The following is a 19,054-nucleotide window of genomic DNA, read 5'->3' as shown; positions in this document are numbered from 1 at the left end:
CGGTCAGACGTCGATGCGGGACAGTCGGCGGATGAGGACGAAGCCCACGGCGTACAGCCCGAAGGCGATGATCACCGCGGCCTGGCCGGCCGGGGAGCCGGTCATGCGCTCGAGGGCGCCGTCCTTCACGCCGTTCATCAGGAACAACGAGCCGACGCCGAGGACGGGTACGGCGTACGACGTCATGCTGACCTGGGAGAGCTGGGTGCGGACCTCGCGCCTCGTCTCCTTGCGCTCCTCCAGCGTCTCCGTCAGGTTGCGCAGCGCGCTGACGACCTGGCCGCCCGCCCGGCTGGACAGCACCAGCGTGGTGACCAGGACGACCAGTTCGCGGGAGGGAAGGCGGTCGGCCAGTTCGCCGAGGGTGTCGTCCATGGAGGCGCCCATCGCCAGCTGGTTGGCGACCTTGGCCAGTTCCTCGCCCGCCGGGGCCTCCAGTTCCTCCGCCGCCATGCCGATGGCGGTACGGAGCGCCAGGCCGGCCTGGGTGGCGTTGGCCAGGATGCGGGCCAGCTCGGGGAGCTGGTTGATGAACTTCTCGATGCGTTTCTGACGCTGCCAGTTGAGGAACTGCCAGGCCGCCCCGATGCCGAGGAGACCGGCGATCGGGCCGAAGAAGGGGGCGAGGGTGGACTGGCCGATCAGCCAGAGGCCGGCGACGCCGGCGAGCATCGCGGCGACGAACTCGCCGGGGGTGATGTCCAGGCCGGTGGCCAGCAGGCGCAGTTCCAGCTTCCTGCCGAAGCCGGTGCGGCGCAGTCGGCGGTCCAGGGTGGGGAAGTGGCGGCGACGGCCGGCGACGGGGATCTGTCCGGTGGCCGAGAGGCGGGCCACCAGTGCCTGGCGCTGCGCCCGGCCGGAAGCGTAGGAATGCACACCGACGACCGCGAGGACACAGGTCAGCAGGGCGATGCCGGTGGTCAGCGTGGTCAGGTCGTGCAACTCCATGGACGGTTCCTACCTGGCTTCTCTGGTGGCGAGCTGGTCGGCGGACTGGGCGATGCCGAACGCCTGCGGGACGGGCTGGCTCGCCGTGTAGAGGCGGTCGGCGGTGCGGCGCGGGAGGGGGTAGTGCTCGAAGGCGCCGTAGACGCGGCCGTCGGCGGTCATCGGGCGGGCGTGGAAGCGGGCGACCGTGGCGAGCCGGTACGGCTCTCCTCCGTGGCTCTCCAGGAGGGCGATCTCGGTGATGCGGCGGGCGCCGTCGGCGAAGCGGGTGAGCTGGACGAGCACGTCGACGGCGCTGTTGATCTGGTCGTGCAGGGCGACGAAGGGGATCTCCACGTCGGACATGGAGGCGAGGGTCTGCAGGCGCATCAGCGCGTCCTCGGCGCTGTTGGCGTGGACGGTGGCGAGGGAGCCGTCGTGGCCGGTGGACATGGCCTGGAGCATGTCGAGGGACTCGCCGCCGCGGACCTCACCGACGACGATGCGGTCGGGGCGCATGCGCAGGGAGTTGCGGACGAGGTCGCGGATGGTGATCTTGCCCTTGCCCTCGACGTTCGGCGGGCGGGACTCCAGGCGGATGACGTGCGGCTGCTGGAGCTGGAGTTCGGCGGAGTCCTCGATGGTGATGATGCGCTCGCCCTCGGGGATCAGGCCGGAGAGGGCGTTCAGCAACGTGGTCTTGCCGGTGCCCGTGGCACCCGACACGATGACGTTGAAGCGTGCCTGCACCAGCCCCGCCAGCAGGTACAGCATCTGCTCGTCGAGCGAGCCGAGGCCGATGAGCTCCTGGAGGGTGAAGGAGCGCGGGAAGCGGCGGATGGTGAGGATGGCGCCGGTCAGGGACAGCGGCGGGATGATGACGTTGACGCGCTCGCCGGAGGGGAGACGGGCGTCGACCATCGGGTTGGACTCGTCGACGCGGCGGTTGACGGTGGAGACGATGCGCTCGATCGTCTGCATCAGCTGGTCGTTGGAGGCGAACCGCATGGGGAGCTGCTCCACGCGGCCGCCGCGCTCCACGAAGATGGCGTCGGGGCCGTTCACCATGATCTCGGTGATCGACGCGTCCTCCAGCAGGGGTTCCAGGATGCCGAGGCCGAGTGCCTCGTCGACGACGCGGCGGATCAGCTGGGAGCGCTCGACGGTCGACAGGACCGGGCCCTCGCGGCTGATGATGTGGCCGAGGACGCGTTCCAGCCGGGCCCGGCGCTCGGCCGCGGCCAGCGAACTCATCTCCGCGAGGTCGATCTCCTCCAGGAGCTTGGCGCGGTAGGAGGCGACCATGTGGCCGTCCTCGCCCCGCCCGGCCGTCTCCTCGGGGGAGTTGATGCGTGCCCGCAGGCTCATGAGTCCCGTGCTCCTCGTTCTTGTTCCTGGTCCCTGTTCCTCAGCACGTCAGTGGTCGACGGGCATCGTGGCGGTCTTGCGGGCGGGGCCGAAGTTCCAGCCCGGGACGATCGAGGGGATGTCGACCGTGGCGGTGACGGTGACCTCCTTGCCGAGCGGCACCGGCACACAGGTGGTGCGGTCGGCCAGCCAGGAACTGACGGCGGCCGAGCAGGCCCCTGCGGCGCCCTGGTCCAGCGACGCGCTGCGCGCTCCCGCCCGCGCCGCGGTGCCCGCCTGCTGGGCGGTGTAGGCGATCAGGCCGAGCTGTACGACGGCCATGCCGACGATGAGCAGGACGGGGAGGAAGCCCAGGTACTCGAGCGCCGCCTGGCCCCGGTCCCGGTCGCGACGCCGGATCCGGCCGCGCTCCCGCCGGCATGTGCCATGTCGGTACGGCATTCAGTCCTCCTCCTCGACCGCGCCCGCGTGGCCCGTCACCCTGAAGGGGAAGGAGACCGTGCCCGGGAAGAGGATGGGGACGTCGAGTTTCACGTCGGCGGTGACGAAGCCGCCTCCCGTCGCACAGTCCACGTTCGCTCCCCCCGCCCACGCGCCCGACAGCTTGTCGAGACCGGCCTCCTCGCAGGCTCCCTCGCGGGCGCCGCCCCGCTCCGCCGCGGTCGCCGCCCGTACCGCCTCGTCCGCAGCATTCCCCGCGAGCGTGAAGGTGTACCCCACGAGCACGAGCTGCCACAGCACCACCAGCGTGACGAGGATCGTCGGCGTCATGCCGAGGAACTCGATGGTGACCTGGCCCCGGTCACGGTCACGGTCGCCGGGCCGCCGTGAGGCCGTAGTCCGCATTCCTCTCATCCCCCGCCGTCCTTCCGCCTCCGGAAGCTCACCGACCCCCGGTCGCCGCGCAGCCGGCCGCCCTTGTGGGCGCCCTCGGCCACCTTGACCAGGCCGAGTTCGCCGGCCAGGCCCCACAGGGCCTGCTTCACCGTGCTCTTGTTCTCCAGCTCGTGGACGCGTCCGGCGTCCACCACTGCCTGGAGTTCCTTGAAGTGGGCGGGAACCGTGGTGGCCGCCACCGTCGTGCCGGTGATCCTCTGGATGAGCGGGGGCTGGATCTCGGTGCCCCGGGTGTGCCGGTTGACGACGATCGTGGTCTCCTCCGCCTTGCGGATCTGCAGCCGGTCCCACATCCGCACGGCCCGCTTGGCGCCCCGTACGGCGACCACGTCGGGGGTGGTGACCAGCAGGGCCCGCTCGGCCATCTCCACGGCCGCCGCGCCGGCCCCGCCGAGCTGGGCGCCGCAGTCGATGACGACGACCTCGTAGCGGGAGCGCAGGGCGCTGACGATCTGCCGGGTGGCGCGGTCGGTGACGTCCTCGCCGCGTTCGCCCTCGGCGGGGGCGAGCAGCAGGGCGAGGCCGGTGTCGTGGCGGAAGACGGCGTCGGCCAGGACGCGCGGGGAGATGTCGCCCACCGCGGCCAGGTCGACGACGGAGCGGCGGAACTGGACGTCCAGGTAGGAGGCGATGTCACCGGTCTGGAGGTCCATGTCGACCAGGGCGGTGCTGCGGCCGGACGCCTGGGCGGCGAGGGCGAGCTGGACGGCGGTCAGTGTCGTGCCCACGCCGCCCTTCGCTCCGCTGACGGTGACGACGGTGCCGCCGATTCCGGTGAACACGTCGACGCCCGCGCCCAGATGACGGCGTACGCCGACCGACCACTGGGCGACGGCCTGGACGCGGCTGGCGAGCTCCTCGTAGCTGAGCGGGAGGGCGACGAGGCCGCGGGCGCCGTAGTCCATGGCGGCCTGGAAGAGGCCGGGGCTCGCGTCGGAGGTGACGAGGATGACGCCGACGGAGGGGAAGCGCAGGGCGACTTCGCGGATCAGCTCCAGGGCGGGGACGGGGCCGATCCGTTCGTGCACGACCACGACCTCGGGGAGTTCGTCGACGGACTCGGCGGCCAGGCGTGCGAGGGTGTCGACGAGCTGGGTGGAGTCGGCCACCGGGGCCACCGGCTCGGCGTCGGGAAGCTGGCTGAGCAGCGTGGTGATGGACCGGACCGCGTCCGCGTCGCCGACTGCCGGCAGGATCCTGGTGGGCATGCGGCTCTCACTTGTCCTTCGCGAGTTCGTACGTCCGGTCCTGCTCGGGGACCGTGGTGTCGCTCCCGGGTGCGACCAGCGCGAGCCGGACCCGCTGGGCGAACGACTCGGCGTAGGTGATGCGCTGGGCGTCGATGGCCGACAGCGCGAAGGTGATCGGTACGGCGTCGGTGGGCTGCCGGCCGCGGTCGCTCTCGTCGGGCTGGAGGGCGGTGAGCCGGCCCACGTCGAGGACCTTGGCGTTGGTCACGATGATCCGGGACTGGTCCGGGGAGCCCTCGCGTTCGCCTTCGAAGGTGGCGTAGACGTTGACCGCGGCGCCGGGGGTGATCTTGCCGGCGACGCCGGTGGCCGCGTCGATCATGATGGCGACCTCCTGCTGGCCCGGCCGCAGTTCGGGCTGGTTCACGACCATGTCGCTCTGCAGCAGGGAGCCCTGCCGCAGGGTGGTGACGGCGGTCTTTCCGCGGATGTCGTCGAGGTCGGTGACGGCGTTCTCCGAGAGCCAGCGCTCGGGCATCGAGATCTTCTCGAACTGGTCCGTGCGGAGCGCGGTGTAGGGCGCGATGTCGGACTTCAGCCGGTAGGCGGTGACCTCGGGGCCGACCTTGGACTCCACGTCGTTGATGACGGAGAGCACGCCGGCGAACGCGCCGAGGGCGCACAGGACCGACAGGAGCAGGAGTATCACGCCTCGGCGCTGACGGGAGTTCATAGACCGTACAACCTCATCGGTGATGTCGGGCCGGCTGGTGCGGTGGTCGAACGGGTCAGGTGCGGTGGGTGAGGGCGGGTGGGCCCTCGGGGGCGGGCGGGGTGGCCGAACAGAACACGCACCGGTCGCCGATGACGTCGATGCCGCACCAGTGGCAGGTGCCGCGCCGTACGGAGGTGACCAGCTGGTACAGGACGGACAGGTCGGGCAGGTAGGTGCAGAACTCGATGACCTTGCCGGTCCCCCACCAGCCCGGGGACTCGGCGGGCAGCGGTGTCTCGCGCAGTCCCTGCACCTGCCAGGCGGGTGCCAGGGTCGCGCTGACCCAGTCGGACTGGAGCTGGCCCTTGGCGACCAGCATCCAGGTGCCGAACTCGGGGCCGTCGAGGGCGGTTTCGGGGCCGAGGCGGACGAGCTGGGGCTGCGGGTGGGCGAGTACGGCGAACTGGCTGCCGGGCATCCAGGACTTGGCGTGCTGTTTCAGGTTCACGGGGACACGGTCGAGCCGGGCGACGGAACCGAGCAGCGCGCCGGAGTGGATGTAGTGGATCAGCAGACGGCCGGCCGAGGCGAGGACGCCGGGGCTGAGGTCGCAGGAGGCGAGCTGACGCAGCTGGCGGGCCAGGACCGCCAGTCCGAGCGGTGGCAGATCGGGGCGGAAGAGGGCTATCCGGTCGCTCTCCAGGAGGGAGCGCAGGGTGTGCAGCCGGCGCCGGACGGCGGTGGGGGTGGCCTGCGAGCAGACGACGATGACGTGGCCGTGCTGCTCGATGAGCAGTTGCAGGTCGGACAGCACCTGTTCGAGCGGGCGGGTGTCGATGTCCCGCAGCACGACGGCGGGCAGGGTTCGGTCGTCCTGGGCCGGTAACGCCATGTCGGCGCCGGTCACGGCAATGGCAGTTGGCACGCGCGGCTCCCCGTTCTCCCCATACCCGGCAGCCCGCCGGGGTGTTACTCCGATGCACTCCGGCGACTTCACTGCGTGACTACGTGAGCACTGTAACCGCGGGTCCGTGACCGGAGAACAGCGTTTGAGTAGCTGAACAGCAACTACTGGTGCACAAGGTGCGTCAAATCGGGGCAGGCCGAGCATCTCACCGGTCTCGATCCGGACCCAGTGGCGCGGATCCCGTACGCCCGACTTGACGCCGGGCCCGCCCCGGGCCCTCCCACGCCTCCCCTCCGGCGGCAAGCCTACTCCCGCACCGATGGCGGCATTTCTGGTCCGGACCTATTGACAAGGGTATTGGTCTGGACCACCTTGGTCCTCCAACGGTGGCCACCGTCGCTCCCTCCTCACCGACTTCCCCCACCGGAGGCCCCAGTGGACCACGCACCAGGAACGCCCGGCCGCAGCAGACGCGTCTGGGCCGGAGCCCTCGTCTCCGCCCTCGCCCTCGCCCTTCCCCTCGCCGGCGCGGGCCAGGCATCCGCGGCGGACGTCAACAACGCCAGGAACGCCGGCTTCGAGGCGGGCCTGAGCAACTGGACCTGTTCCGCGAACAGCGGGAGCACCGTCTCCTCCCCGGTGCACGGCGGCGCGTCCGCGCTCAAGGCCACCCCGGCCGGCCAGGACAACGCCCGCTGCTCCCAGAGCGTGGCGGTGAAGCCGAACTCCACGTACCGGCTGAGCGGCTGGGTGCAGGGCGGGTACGCCTACCTGGGCGTCACCGGCACCGGGACGACGGACGTGTCCACCTGGACCCCGGACTCCGGCAGCTGGAAGCAGCTGTCGACGAGCTTCACCACCGGCTCCTCCACCACCTCGGTGACCGTCTACACCCACGGCTGGTACGGCCAGGCGGCGTACCACGTGGACGACCTGTCGGTGTTCGGCCCGGACGGGGGCGGCGGCGACCCTGAGCCCACGGTCCCGGGTGCCCCGGGCGGCCTCGGTGTCTCCGGTACGACCTCCTCCTCGGTGTCACTGGCCTGGAACGCGGTCTCGGGGGCGACGGGATACACCGTCTACCGCGACGGTACGAAGGTGACGGCGGTGTCGGGCACCTCGGCGACGGTGACCGGGCTCGCGGCCTCGACGTCGTACTCCTTCCAGGTCGCGGCGACCAACGCGGCGGGCGAGTCGGCGAAGTCGGCGGCGGTGTCCGCGCGGACGAAGGAGAGCGGCGGGGGCGGTGGCGGTGACCTGCCCAGGCACGCGGTGACCGGCTACTGGCAGAACTTCGACAACGGCGCCGCGGTCCAGCGGATCTCCGACGTCCAGTCGCACTACGACATCATCGCGGTCGCCTTCGCCGACGCGACGGGCACCCCGGGCGCCGTCACCTTCAACCTGGACTCGGCGGGCCTGAACGGTTACACCGTCGAGCAGTTCAAGGCGGACATCCGCGCCAAGCAGGCGGCCGGGAAGAAGGTCATCATCTCGGTCGGCGGCGAGAAGGGCACCGTCTCGGTGAACGACTCCGCCTCCGCGGCGAACTTCGCCGACTCGGTGTACGCCGTGATGCGGGAGTACGGCTTCGACGGCGTCGACATCGACCTGGAGAACGGCCTCAACGCCACCTACATGACGCAGGCGCTGCGCTCGCTGTCCGCGAAGGCCGGCCCGTCCATGATCCTCACCATGGCCCCGCAGACCATCGACATGCAGTCGACGTCCGGCTCGTACTTCCGTACCGCGCTGAACGTGAAGGACATTCTCACGGTCGTCAACATGCAGTACTACAACAGCGGTTCGATGCTGGGCTGCGACGGCAAGGTCTACGGCCAGGGCTCGGTGGACTTCCTGACCGCGCTCGCCTGCATCCAGCTGGAGGGCGGCCTCGACCCGTCCCAGGTGGGCCTCGGCCTGCCGGCCTCGACCCGGGGCGCGGGCAGCGGCTACGTCTCCCCGTCCGTGGTGAACAACGCCCTGGACTGCCTGACCGGGGGCACCAACTGCGGCACCTTCAAGCCGTCGAGAACCTACCCGTCCCTGCGGGGCGCGATGACCTGGTCCACCAACTGGGACGCCGCGGCGAACAACGCCTGGTCGAACGCGGTGGGCCCGCACGTCCACGCCCTGCCGTAACCGCCCGTCCCGCTCCGCGAACCCCCGCCCCCGCTCACCTCACCGTGAGCGGGGGCGCCGGCGTGCGCCCGGTGTCAGAAGAACTGGGCCCACGGCTGGTCCCAGACCTGCTTGGCGCACAGCACCAGGAACAGCAGGCCCGCGACGGCCAGCATGGTGTTGCTGAGCGGCCCGTTGCGCCACTCGCGCGGCGTGCGGGAGGAGTTGAGCAGCCACATCAGGGTGAGGGCGAGGAACGGCATGAAGGCGGCGCCCAGGACGCCGTAGATGATGATCAGGCGGAAGGGCTCGTCCTGGAAGAGCAGGATCATGGGCGGGAAGGTGAGCCAGAGCAGGTAGGCGCGGAAGGCCCAGGAGCGTTCCCGGCTCCCGGAGGCCAGGATGTCGCCCCGCGCCTCCCGTTCGCCGCGCCGGCGAGCCAGGAAGTCGGCGAACATCAGGCTCACGCCGTGCCAGACGCCGATCAGGGAGGTGAAGGAGGTGGCGAAGAAGCCGATCAGGAAGAGTTTGCCGGTGGCCGTCCCGTACTGCTCCTCGAGGATGCCGCCGAGCTGCATGAGGCCCTTGTCGCCGCTCGCGATGGCGATGTTCGCCGAGTGCAGCAGCTCGGCGCCGACGAGCAGCATCGCGACGACGAAGATGCCGGTGGTGGTGTAGGCCACCCGGTTGTCCAGCCGCATGACCTTCATCCAGCCGCTGCCGGTCCAGCCCTTGGCGTTGACCCAGTAGCCGTACGCGGCCAGCGTGATGGTGCCGCCGACGCCGCCGATCAGGCCGAGGGTGTTGAGGACCGAGTCCTTCTCGTCCGGGATGACCGGGAGGAGACCGGCGAAGGCGTCGCCCAGGTTGGGCGTGACCCGGATCGCGAGGTAGACGGTCACGAGGAACATGACGCCCACCAGGACCGTCATGACCTTCTCGAAGACGGCGTACTTGTTGAACCAGACGAAGGCCAGGCCGACCAGGCCGCAGGCGATGGCCCACCACTCGAGGTCCATCACGTCCGGGAAGAGGGCCTGGAGCGGCAGGGCGCTGGACGACATCGCCGCCGCGCCGTAGACGAAGCCCCAGATCACCGCGTAGACGGCGAAGAACCAGGTCGTCCAGCGGCCGATGCTCGCCCAGCCGTCGAAGAGGGTGCGGCCGGTGGACAGGTGCCATCGGCCGCACGCCTCCGCGAGGGAGATCTTCACCAGGCAGCCGATGACCGCGGCCCACAGCAGCGTGTAGCCGAAGTTGCTGCCGGCGATGAGCGTGGCCACCAGGTCTCCGGCGCCCACACCGGTCGCGGCGACGACGATGCCGGGGCCGATGTGGCGCCAGCTGGATCTGCGGGGCCGGGGGCCGGGCGCGGTCGCCGCCCCGGTGTCCTGGGTGTTTCCCGTGGTGTCCGCCATAGGGTCAAGAAAGCGGACGGGTGGCCGTCGGGCAAGGGGGCGTGCGGGGATCTTCACCGGATGCGTCCGGTCGGACCGCGGGCCGAAGCCCGCCCACATCTTGACCTGATCATGTCAGCCGCTGACGATGGGCGCACCGCACCACGCACGTCGCCATGAACCACCCCCACCTCCCACAAGGAGACTTCATGCGACACCGCCCACGCGGCAGACGCTCCGCCGCGCTCGCCGTGCTCCTCGCCCTCGCCCTCGCCGCACCCCTCTCCCTGACGGCCACCCAGGCCGGCGCCGACAGCGCCGACCGCCCGGCGCCCTCGGCCGACGACATCCGCCAGTACGAGATCCACCGCCACACGACCGCCCTGACCCGTACGGCGATCCAGCGCTCCGGCGTCACCGTGGACGAGGCGGACGAGGAGACCGTGGTCGTCTCCGGACGCGCGGACCAGATCCGCACGCTGCGCGAACAGGGCTACGAGGTCACGCCGCTGGGCGCGGCACCGGACCGCTCGTCGGCCGCCGACGGACCGCGCCTGTACGACTTCCCCTCGGCCGACTCCCGCTACCACAACTACGCCGAGATGAACGCGGAGATCGACCAGCGGCTCGCGGCGTACCCGTCCATCATGAGCAAGCGGGTGATCGGCACGTCCTACCAGGGCCGGAACATCGTCGCCATCAAGATCAGCGACAACGTGGCCACCGACGAGAACGAGCCCGAGGTCCTCTTCACCCACCACCAGCACGCCCGCGAGCACCTCACCGTCGAGATGGCGCTGTACCTGCTGCGCGAACTCGGCGCGGGATACGGCAGCGACTCCCGGATCACGAACATGGTGAACGGGCGGGAGATCTGGATCGTCCCCGACCTCAACCCGGACGGCGGCGAGTACGACATCGCCTCCGGCTCCTACCGCTCCTGGCGCAAGAACCGCCAGCCCAACTCCGGTTCGTCGTACGTCGGGACCGACCTGAACCGCAACTGGGACTACCGCTGGGGCTGCTGCGGCGGCTCCTCCGGCTCCAAGTCCTCGCAGACCTACCGGGGTTCGGCCCCGGAGTCGGCGCCCGAGGTGAAGGTCGTCGCCGACTTCGTACGCAGCCGGGTCGTCGGCGGGGTCCAGCAGATCACGGCCGGCATCGACTTCCACACCTACAGCGAGCTGGTCCTGTGGCCCTTCGGCTACACCTACTCCGACACCACGACCGGGATGACGGCCGACGACCACGCCGCCTTCAAGTCCGTCGGCCAGAAGATGGCCGCCAGCAACGGCTACACACCCCAGCAGTCCAGCGACCTGTACATCACGGACGGGTCGATCGACGACTACCTCTGGGGTGCGCACAAGATCTTCGGCTACACGTTCGAGATGTATCCCACGTCGTCCTGGAACGGCGGCTTCTACCCGCCCGACGAGGTCATCGAGCGGGAGACGTCCCGCAACCGGGACGCCGTGCTCCAGCTCCTGGAGAACGCGGACTGCATGTACCGCTCCATCGGGAAGGAGGGGCAGTACTGCGGCTAGGCGCCGGCCGGCGGACCGGATGACCGGGAGGGAGCCACGTCGGCTCCGACGGGCCGGACCGTCCCGGTCGCGAGGCGGTCCTGCCCCTCGGGCACGGGCAGGACCGCCAGTGCGGTGTCCGCGACGCTCCGCAGCGTCTCCGGACCCACGCGGACCCCTTGCCTGCTCGACGCAGCGGGGCCGGACGCCGACCGGTTCGCCGAGGATGTCGTGCCACTGGGGCGGCCGGCCGACCCGGGGAGATCGTCGAGGCCGCCCTCTTCCTGGCTTCGGACGCCTCGTCGTTCGTCACCGGCGCCGAACTCTCCGCCGACGGCGGCTACACCCGGGCCTGAGCGACCGCCGACGGCGGCTACACCCGGGCTGAGCGATCGCCGGTGGTGCGTGCCCGGTTCCCTCGACGCGACGGGTGGTCACACGATCCGCCGGACAGGGCCCGGCGGCGCTCAGGACTTCTTCCTCCCGGCGCCGGCCTCGGGCTCGGGCTCGGGCTCGGCATCGTCGTCGGCGGCGTCGCTCCGGGCGTTCTCCGTGTCCTCGGCGGCCTCGGCGTTCTCGGCGTTCTCCGTGAGTTCGGCGGGCTCGCCGGGATCGGCGTCCTCGCCGGGATCGGCGTCCTCGCCGGCCTCCTCGTCGAAGTACGCGTCCAGGACCGCGTCCAGTCCGGTGTCCCACTCGGTGAAGCGGCCGCGGGAGTCGGCCTCGATCTCGAGGGGGTACCAACGGCGGTCGGGGGTGTGGACGGTGACCGTGAACCGCTTGCCGAAGCGGGCGGTCTCCGTCTCCACCGCGCCGATCTCGTCCCAGCGGAACTCGCACTCCTGGTCGTCCAGGCGCAGCCGGACACCGCTGTGGTCCGCGATGATCCTGGCGCGGCGGTCGGACGCCTCGAAGACGGGGCCGTCGGGAGCGGGTTCGGGGTTCTCCCCGGCGTCCTCGCGGACCTCGGCGGCTTCTGCGGCCTCGGAGTCCGCGGAATCATCCGTGGGCCCCTCGGCGGGCTCCGGGGCTCCGGAGTCGTCGGCGGCCTCGGCTGCCGTGTCGTCCGCCGGATCGTCCGCCTTCGCCTTCGCGTCCTCCTCCCGGCCGGTCGCGGGCGAGGTGAGCCCGGGGATGAATGCCGGGTCGAACCCGGCGCCTTCCAGGGGCTGGCTGCTCGAACCTATACGCTGCTCCACACCGCAGGAGTATGGTCGACAAACCTGTGCCGGACACAGCCGGCCCCCCACTTCGTTATCAGACGCCTACACGGGCGTCACGGCTCACACGACGAGGCTGAGCGCCGCGGCGACCACGAATCCGGCCACGGACAGCACGCTCTCCAGCACCGTCCACGTCCTGAGCGTGTCCCGCTCGCTGATGCCGAAGTACTTGGCGACCATCCAGAAGCCGCCGTCGTTGACGTGCGAGGCGAAGATCGAGCCCGCCGAGATGGCCATGATGACCAGCGCCACGAACGCCTGCGAGTGATCGCCCTCGGCCAGTAGCGGGGCCACGATGCCCGCCGTCGTGACGATCGCCACCGTCGCCGAGCCCTGTGCGACCCGCAGCACCACCGAGATCAGGTAGGACAGGACGATCACCGGGAGGCCGACGTCGTTGAAGGTGTCGGACAGCGCCTGGGCGACCCCGCTGCCCTTGAGGACCGCGCCGAAGACGCCGCCCGCGCCGACCACCAGCAGGATGTTGCCGACCGGCTTCAGCGAGGACGCCGAGACGGTCTCCAGGGACTTGCGCGACCAGCCGCGCCGGATGCCCAGCAGGTAGTAGGCGAGGAACAGGGCGAGGGTGAGCGCCACGAAAGCGGGTGAGCGCGGTCTTCTCGGTCATACGGGACTGTCCCTACTGGGGTTCTGCCGGAGCGGCCGGTGTTCTGCCGGAGTACTCGCCGCTGACGGCGTCCGCCGTACGGCGCACCAGCGGGAGCAGGGTGAGGAGTTCGTCGGCGGTGACGACGACGTTCGGCGCGGAGACCGACATCGCGGCGACCACCTTCCCGTCGGCGCCGCGGATCGGCGCGGCGACGCAGTTGATGGACTCCTCGTGGCCACCCAGGTCGGTGGCCCAGCCCTGTTCGCGCACCTTGGCCAGTTCCTGGAGGAACGCGGCGGCGTGGGGTGTCGAACGGGGCGTGTACATGGGGTAGTCGAGCTTCTCCGCGAGGGCGCGGCGCTCGTGCTCGGGCAGGTCGGCGAGGAGGAGTTTGGCGACGGCCGCGACGGTGATCGCGACGGGCTTGCCGATCCGCGAGTACATGCGGACCGGGTAGCGGCTCTCCACCTTGTCGATGTAGAGGACCTCGTTCTCCTCGTGCACGGCGAGGTGGACGGTGTGTCCGCAGGTCTCGTTGAGGCGTACGAGGTGGGGGTGGGCGATCTCGCGGACGTCGAGGTTCTCCATCGCCTCCTGCGCGAGGGCGAAGAGGCGGGCGCCGAGACGGTAGTGCTGGTCGGCCTGGCGGTAGACCATGCCGTGTTCGTGGAGGGTGCGCAGGAGGCGGAGGGCGGTGGACTTGTGCACGCCGAGGCGGTCGGCGACCTGGCCGAGGTCGGCGGGGCCCTCCGCGAGCAGCGGGAGGATGCTCAGGGCGCGGTCTACGGTCTGGCTCATGGGGTGCGTGCCTCCTTCTCGGGCCCCGGGTGTTCTTCGGCTCGTGTCCAGCCGGAGCCGAGTCGCAGTCTCCCCCACGCGGTGTCGTCGAGGGCGGCGAGGCGGTCGGCGAGGGCGCGGGCGGGGGGTGGGGCGAGGTCGCCGGGGGCGGTGAGGGTGGCTGCCGCCATGAGGTGGCCGTGTCTGAGCCGGTCCCGGAGGGGGAGGTCGCGGAGGGTTGCCGAGAGGAAGCCCGCGGCGAAGGCGTCGCCGGCGCCGGTCGTCGCGACGACGTCGACGTCGAGGGCCGGCTCGGTGGCGGCCGGGCGGGGAGATGGTGCGCGGCCCGGCGCTTGCGGGATGCCTCCCCCACTCTCGGCTGCGCTCGAGCGGGGGGACCCCCATGAGCGGGAGGTGCCCCCATCGCCCGCCCTCCCCATGAGCGGAGGAACCCCCGGCGCCCTGGGGGTCCCCCCTCCGGGGGAGGGGCGACCGCCCCCGGGGAGACGGGTTCGGCCGTCCGCGGAGGGGATGCCGGCCTCGCCCGCGGGATCGTGGAATGCGACGGCTCCCCGCGATCCCTGCTTGACCACCAGCATCTCCGGCTCGGGCAGAGCAGCTCGGATGCGGGTGGGGCCGCCTGTGATGCCCCAGGCCTCCTCCGCCTCGTCCTCTCCGATGAAGACGAGGTCCGCCCCGCGCGCCAGTTCCAGCAGGATCTCCGGGCCGCGGCCGTCGCTCCACAGGCCGGGGCGGTGGTTGACGTCGAAGGAGATCATGGGGCGGGCGGGGCGGGGGGCGGTCAGCTCGCGGATCAGGGCCAGGCAGCCGGCGGAGAGCGCCGGTGTGATGCCGGACAGGTGCAGGACGCGTCCGGCGCGTACGGCGTCCGGGTCCACGCCGGCCGGCGACATCGCCGACGCCGCCGAGCCCGACCGGTAGTACGCCACCTCGTGGGCGTCGGTCGAGCGGTCCCCCGCCGTGCGGAAGTAGACGCCGGTCGGCCGGTCCGGGTCGCGGCGGACGTGGGACACGTCGACCCCGTATCCGCCGATCGTCTCGAGGAGGTGGTCGCCGAAGCCGTCGGCGCCGACCCTGCTGATCCACCGCGCGGAGTGTCCCGCGGCCGCGAGCACGCACGCCACGTTGGACTCCGCGCCGCCGATGCCCCGCTCGAAGGACGGGACGTCGGCGAGGCGGCCCGGCCGGGAGGGCAGGAAGGTCACCATGGACTCGCCGAGCGCGACGACGTCCACGACGTCGGGGCCGTTGCGGGGTCCGGTGACGGTCACGATGGCGGGGCTCCTCGTCCGGTGCGGGGTGAAGCGGTGTCCGTTGACCCCGCGTGGCCGAGATGTTAGACAGCGGTCAGCGATATACGCAACGCGTGTTGCACCCTATGCAACGCAACTGAACAGGGAGGCTCTGATGGTCCTCGACGCTCTCGCCCACCTCACCGAGGAACGGGTGGACCACCGTTTCAAGGGCCTCCCGCCGGACGCCGGGGGGCTGACCGTCGGCGAACTGGCCGCCCAGCGGCGCAACCTCTTCACCGGCGGCTTCACCACCCCCGTGCTCGCGCTCTCCGCCGAGCGACTGGAGCACAACCTGAGGCTGATGGAGACGTACGCGGCCCGGCACGGGCTCGCCTTCGCCCCGCACGGCAAGACGTCCATGGCCCCGCAGCTCTTCCACCGCCAGATCGAGCACGGGGCATGGGGCATCACCCTGGCCGTGCCGCATCAGGTGCGGGTGGCGCGGGCGTACGGGGTCCAGCGGGTGTTCCTCGCCAACGAGCTGGTGGACGCGGCGGCCCTGCGGTGGATCGCCGCCGAGCTGGACGCCGACCCCGGATTCCGCTTCCTCTGCTACGTCGACTCCGTACGCGGGGTCGAACTGATGGACGCGGCGCTCGCCGGGGCTTCCCGCCCCGTGGACGTCGTCGTCGAGCTCGCCGCCGGCGAGGGGGCGCGCACCGGTGTGCGGACGGAGGCGGAGTGCGCTGCCGTCGCCGACGCCGTGGCCGGGGCGCAGTCGCTGCGGCTGGCCGGGGTCGCCGGATACGAGGGCGAGGTGCCGCAGGCGGATCCGGAGCGGGTGCGCGCGTGGCTGCGGCGGCTGGTGTCGCTCGCCGCGGACTTCGACGGGGCGGGGCGGTTCGCGGGGCTCGACGAGATCGTGGTGAGCGCGGGCGGCAGCGCCTGGTTCGACGCGGTGGCGGACGTCTTCGCCGAGGTCCCGGAACTCTCGCTGCCCGTGCTGAAATTGCTGCGCTCGGGCGCATACGTCTCGCACGACGACGGCCACTACCGCAAGCTGACGCCCTTCAACCGGGTCCCGGAGGAAGGCGCGCTGGAACCGGCGTTCCGGCTGTGGACGCAGGTGGTGTCGCGCCCCTCCCCCGAGCAGGCGTTCACGAACGCGGGCAAGCGGGACGCGGCCTACGACCTCGATCTGCCGTTCGCCCAGGTGGTGCGCCGCCGCGGCGTCGAGCGCCCGGCCGAGGGGATCTCGGTGACGGGACTGTCCGACCAGCACGCGTGGCTGCGCACCACCGGGGACACCGGCCTGGAGGTGGGAGACTGGGTGGGACTCGGGTTGTCCCACCCGTGCACGTCGTTCGACAAGTGGGTGCTCATCCCCGTGGCGGAGGCGGACGGCACGGTGGTCGACTACATCCGTACGTTCTTCTAGGAGGCCGGCGCATGGAAGAGCTCGTCATCCGGGACGCGGACGTCGTGGACGGCTCCGGCGACTACTCGTACCGCGCGGACGTGGTCGTGGACGGCGGCCGCATCGTCACCATCGTGAAGGAGGCGGCGGACGCGGGCTGTCAGCGCCCGAAGGCCCGCCGCGAACTGGACGCCGAGGGGCTGGTGCTGGCGCCCGGTTTCATCGACATGCACGCCCACAGCGATCTGGCGCTGCTGCGCGACCCCGACCACAGCGCCAAGGCGGTGCAGGGCGTCACCCTCGAAGTCCTGGGCCAGGACGGGCTGTCGTACGCCCCGGTCGACGACCGCACACTCGGCGAGGTCCGCCGGGCGGTCGCCGGCTGGAACGGCCCGGGCGACGACATCGACTTCGACTGGCGGTCGGTCGGCGAGTACCTGGACCGGCTGGACCGGGGCATCGCGGTCAACGCCGCGTACCTGATCCCGCAGGGCACCGTCCGCGCGCTCGCCGTCGGCTGGGAGGACCGCGAGGCCACGCCCGAAGAGCTGGACCGGATGCGGCAGTTGGTCGCCGAGGGCATGGAACAGGGCGCGGTCGGCATGTCCTCGGGGCTGACCTACACACCCGGCATGTACGCCAAGGGTGCCGAACTGACGGAGCTGTGCCGGGTGGTGGCGTCGTACGGCGGCTACTACTGCCCCCATCACCGCTCCTACGGCGCCGGCGCGCTGGAGGCGTACGCGGAGATGGTGGCGCTGGCCCGGGAGGCGGACTGCCCACTGCATCTCGCGCACGCGACCATGAACTTCGGGGTGAACAAGGGGCGCGCGCCCGAACTGCTGGCGCTCCTGGACGAGGCCCTGGACGCGGGCGCCGACATCAGCCTCGACACCTACCCCTACCCCCCCGGCTGCACCACGCTCGCGGCGCTGCTGCCGAGCTGGGCGAGCGAGGGCGGCCCCGAGGAGACGCTGCGGCGGCTCGCCGACGAGGGGACCGCCGAGCGGATACGGCACCATCTGGAGGTCACCGGCTCGGACGGCTGCCACGGGGTGCCCATGGAGTGGGAGACCATCGAGATCTCCGGCGTCGGCGATCCGGCGCTGGGCGAGTACGTGGGCCGTACGGTCCTGGAGTCGGCGCGGGAGCGCGGCGAGTCCCCCTGGGCGGTGGCCCGGGAGCTGCTGCTGAAGGACCGGCTCGCCCCGACGATCCTCCAGCACGTCGGGCACGAGGAGAACGTCCGGACGATCATGCGGCACCGGGTGCACACCGGCGGCTCGGACGGCATCCTCCAGGGCGCCAAGCCGCACCCGCGCGCGTACGGAACGTTCCCGCACTATCTCGGGCACTACGTGCGGGAGTTGGGGGTGCTGTCGCTGGAGGAGTGCGTGGCGCGTCTGACCGCGCGCCCGGCGGCGCGGCTGCGGCTGCCGGACCGGGGGCTGATCCGTGAGGGGTACCGGGCGGACCTGGTGCTCTTCGACCCGGGGTCGGTGGCCGCGGGGTCGACCTTCGCCGAACCCCGGACGCTGCCGACGGGCATCCCGCACGTCCTGGTCGACGGGCGGTTCGTGATCGAGGACGGGCGGCGCACGGACGTGCTGGCGGGCCGGGCGGTCCGCGGAACTCCCCGCTGACCGCCCGCCCCACGCCGTCTACGGCTTGGGCACCGCGCAGCCGCTCGCACTCAGCTCGAGCCTGTTGTCCACGCCGAAGCAGGCCGGGAACAGGTACGTCTGCTGGGCGTAGTTGATGCCCTGGCGGACCGTGACCTGCCCGTTCTCGTCGACCTCGCACGGGTTGTTGACCGTGCAGCGCTCGCCGTCCTCGTTGCCGGTGTTGTTGACGGCGACCACCTGGCCGGTGGCGCTGTCGACGACCGGTGAGCCGGAGGTGCCGCCGATGGTGTTGCAGGCGGAGGTGTAACGGACCGAGTCCTTCCAGGTCCAGTCACCCTCCTTCATGCGGTACGCGAAGCCGTCTACGGAGCAGTTGTAGATCCGCTTCCAGTAGCCGGAGACCACGCTGATGGCCGTACCGGCCGCCGGGCGGGTGTCGCTCAGGGTCAGCGGGTCGATGCCGTACGAGCTCTTGATCTGCGCGTACGTGGTGCCGAGCCGGTAGATCGCGGCGTCCGTGTCGGTCATGGTCCCGTAGAGGAGCCGGTCGGCGCGCAGGGTGGCGACCCGGGAGCCGGAGGAGTTCAGCAGTCCGAAGCTGCGGCTGGACGCCCGGTCGACGAGGACCTGGCCGGGCGCGGGGAACCCGCTCTCCAGGCAGTGGCCGTTGGTGAGCACCAGCGCCGGGTCGTCGGCCGCCGAGTCGGGCATGCGGATGACGGAGCCGGAGCAGTTGCTGAGCGAGACGGTACCGGCGAAGTTCACGGCGCCGGCTTTCGGCGCCGTGAGTGCGGACAGGGTGTCCACCGCGGTCCCGACCGTGTCGTTGACGACGTCCGTCAACGACGTGGTCGGGACCGCGCCCGAGGTCGTGTCCGCGCCCGTGAGGGAAGGCGCGGCGGCGACCGCGGGGGTCGCGCCCGCCCCGGCGAGTGCCAGGGCACAGAGCGCGACGACGAGAGGCTTTCTCATGGGGGTCCCCTCTTGCGGCGTCGGGCGGCCGGGGATCCCCCGGCCACCCACAGGATTGTCATGCGCATTGTCATCATGCGGACGACGCGGGGGCAAGAGCTCATTTTCCGCCAGCAACACGCGAGG

The 19,054-nt window shown here is 71.4% G+C and carries 16 protein-coding genes and 2 pseudogenes; 5 read left to right on the top strand and 13 right to left on the bottom strand.

Going from position 1 to position 19,054, the window contains the following annotated elements; translation table 11 throughout:
• Window positions 1-3: 3 nt before the first annotated feature.
• The 7 genes from B9S61_RS25735 to B9S61_RS25705 are packed head-to-tail and all read right to left on the bottom strand — an operon-like array spanning window position 4 to window position 6,004.
• Window positions 4-948: a type II secretion system F family protein gene (locus B9S61_RS25735; protein ID WP_103544374.1), complete on the bottom strand. Its 945-nt coding sequence runs from the start codon at window positions 946-948 to the stop codon at window positions 4-6.
• Window positions 949-957: 9 nt separating this feature from the next.
• A complete protein-coding gene (locus B9S61_RS25730; RefSeq protein WP_103544373.1) occupies window positions 958-2,295 on the bottom strand; it encodes a CpaF family protein in 1,338 nt (445 codons plus the stop codon).
• 48 nt (window positions 2,296-2,343) lie between these two features.
• Window positions 2,344-2,736 (bottom strand): TadE/TadG family type IV pilus assembly protein, encoded by a 393-nt coding sequence (locus B9S61_RS25725; protein WP_103544372.1) that lies wholly within the window; start codon window positions 2,734-2,736, stop codon window positions 2,344-2,346.
• Window positions 2,737-3,141 carry a septum formation initiator gene (locus B9S61_RS25720; protein ID WP_103544371.1) on the bottom strand — a complete coding sequence of 135 codons (405 nt, stop codon included), beginning with the start codon at window positions 3,139-3,141 and terminating at the stop codon, window positions 2,737-2,739.
• Between the two features lie 5 nt (window positions 3,142-3,146).
• A complete protein-coding gene (locus B9S61_RS25715) occupies window positions 3,147-4,400 on the bottom strand; it encodes an AAA family ATPase (RefSeq protein WP_103544370.1) in 1,254 nt (417 codons plus the stop codon).
• Between the two features lie 7 nt (window positions 4,401-4,407).
• Entirely contained in the window at window positions 4,408-5,115 is a 708-nt protein-coding gene (gene cpaB / locus B9S61_RS25710; RefSeq protein ID WP_103544369.1) for a Flp pilus assembly protein CpaB, read from the bottom strand.
• 55 nt (window positions 5,116-5,170) lie between these two features.
• Window positions 5,171-6,004: a hypothetical protein gene (locus B9S61_RS25705; protein WP_103544368.1), complete on the bottom strand. Its 834-nt coding sequence runs from the start codon at window positions 6,002-6,004 to the stop codon at window positions 5,171-5,173.
• 435 nt (window positions 6,005-6,439) lie between these two features.
• Here B9S61_RS25705 and B9S61_RS25700 point away from each other — a divergent pair, with 435 nt between their 5' ends.
• Window positions 6,440-8,146: a chitinase gene (locus tag B9S61_RS25700; RefSeq protein WP_103544367.1), complete on the top strand. Its 1,707-nt coding sequence runs from the start codon at window positions 6,440-6,442 to the stop codon at window positions 8,144-8,146.
• Between the two features lie 74 nt (window positions 8,147-8,220).
• On the opposite strand, the gene B9S61_RS25695 is transcribed toward B9S61_RS25700, so the two are convergent.
• Entirely contained in the window at window positions 8,221-9,543 is a 1,323-nt protein-coding gene (locus B9S61_RS25695) for an Nramp family divalent metal transporter (protein WP_103544366.1), read from the bottom strand.
• Window positions 9,544-9,731: 188 nt separating this feature from the next.
• Between B9S61_RS25695 and B9S61_RS25690 the strand changes: the two genes are divergently transcribed.
• Both B9S61_RS25690 and B9S61_RS43545 read left to right on the top strand, forming a co-directional pair.
• A complete protein-coding gene (locus tag B9S61_RS25690; RefSeq protein ID WP_103544365.1) occupies window positions 9,732-11,069 on the top strand; it encodes a M14 family metallopeptidase in 1,338 nt (445 codons plus the stop codon).
• 141 nt (window positions 11,070-11,210) lie between these two features.
• A pseudogene (locus B9S61_RS43545) lies at window positions 11,211-11,404 on the top strand (SDR family oxidoreductase); the annotation flags it as partial.
• Between the two features lie 111 nt (window positions 11,405-11,515).
• On the opposite strand, the gene B9S61_RS25675 reads toward B9S61_RS43545, so the two are convergent.
• From B9S61_RS25675 to B9S61_RS25660, 4 genes and pseudogenes are all read right to left on the bottom strand, one after another.
• Window positions 11,516-12,247: a hypothetical protein gene (locus B9S61_RS25675; protein ID WP_258039852.1), complete on the bottom strand. Its 732-nt coding sequence runs from the start codon at window positions 12,245-12,247 to the stop codon at window positions 11,516-11,518.
• A gap of 84 nt (window positions 12,248-12,331) precedes the next feature.
• Window positions 12,332-12,871 (bottom strand): annotated as a pseudogene (locus B9S61_RS25670) (GntP family permease); the annotation flags it as partial.
• Window positions 12,872-12,911: 40 nt separating this feature from the next.
• Window positions 12,912-13,679 (bottom strand): IclR family transcriptional regulator, encoded by a 768-nt coding sequence (locus tag B9S61_RS25665; RefSeq protein WP_103544364.1) that lies wholly within the window; start codon window positions 13,677-13,679, stop codon window positions 12,912-12,914.
• A complete protein-coding gene (locus B9S61_RS25660) occupies window positions 13,676-14,950 on the bottom strand; it encodes a sugar kinase (RefSeq protein ID WP_258039851.1) in 1,275 nt (424 codons plus the stop codon). Before B9S61_RS25660 ends, B9S61_RS25665 begins: the two co-directional genes overlap by 4 nt.
• Window positions 14,951-15,086: 136 nt before the next feature.
• Between B9S61_RS25660 and B9S61_RS25655 the strand changes: the two genes are divergently transcribed.
• Window positions 15,087-16,352 (top strand): amino acid deaminase, encoded by a 1,266-nt coding sequence (locus B9S61_RS25655; protein WP_103544363.1) that lies wholly within the window; start codon window positions 15,087-15,089, stop codon window positions 16,350-16,352.
• Between the two features lie 11 nt (window positions 16,353-16,363).
• Window positions 16,364-17,974 carry an amidohydrolase family protein gene (locus tag B9S61_RS25650; protein WP_103544362.1) on the top strand — a complete coding sequence of 537 codons (1,611 nt, stop codon included), beginning with the start codon at window positions 16,364-16,366 and terminating at the stop codon, window positions 17,972-17,974.
• 18 nt (window positions 17,975-17,992) lie between these two features.
• Here the strand turns inward: B9S61_RS25650 and B9S61_RS25645 are convergent, their stop codons facing one another.
• The gene (locus tag B9S61_RS25645) at window positions 17,993-18,928 is read right to left on the bottom strand and encodes a serine protease (protein WP_103544361.1); all 936 of its coding nucleotides are present in this window, start codon (window positions 18,926-18,928) and stop codon (window positions 17,993-17,995) included.
• Window positions 18,929-19,054 lie beyond the last annotated feature (126 nt).

It is taken from the genome of Streptomyces sp. SM1, from assembly GCF_002910825.1.
Taxonomy (GTDB): Bacteria; Actinomycetota; Actinomycetes; order Streptomycetales; family Streptomycetaceae; genus Streptomyces; species Streptomyces okerensis.
Note: the sequence above shows the minus strand (reverse complement) of the source record. Positions and strands in the feature narration are given on the sequence as shown.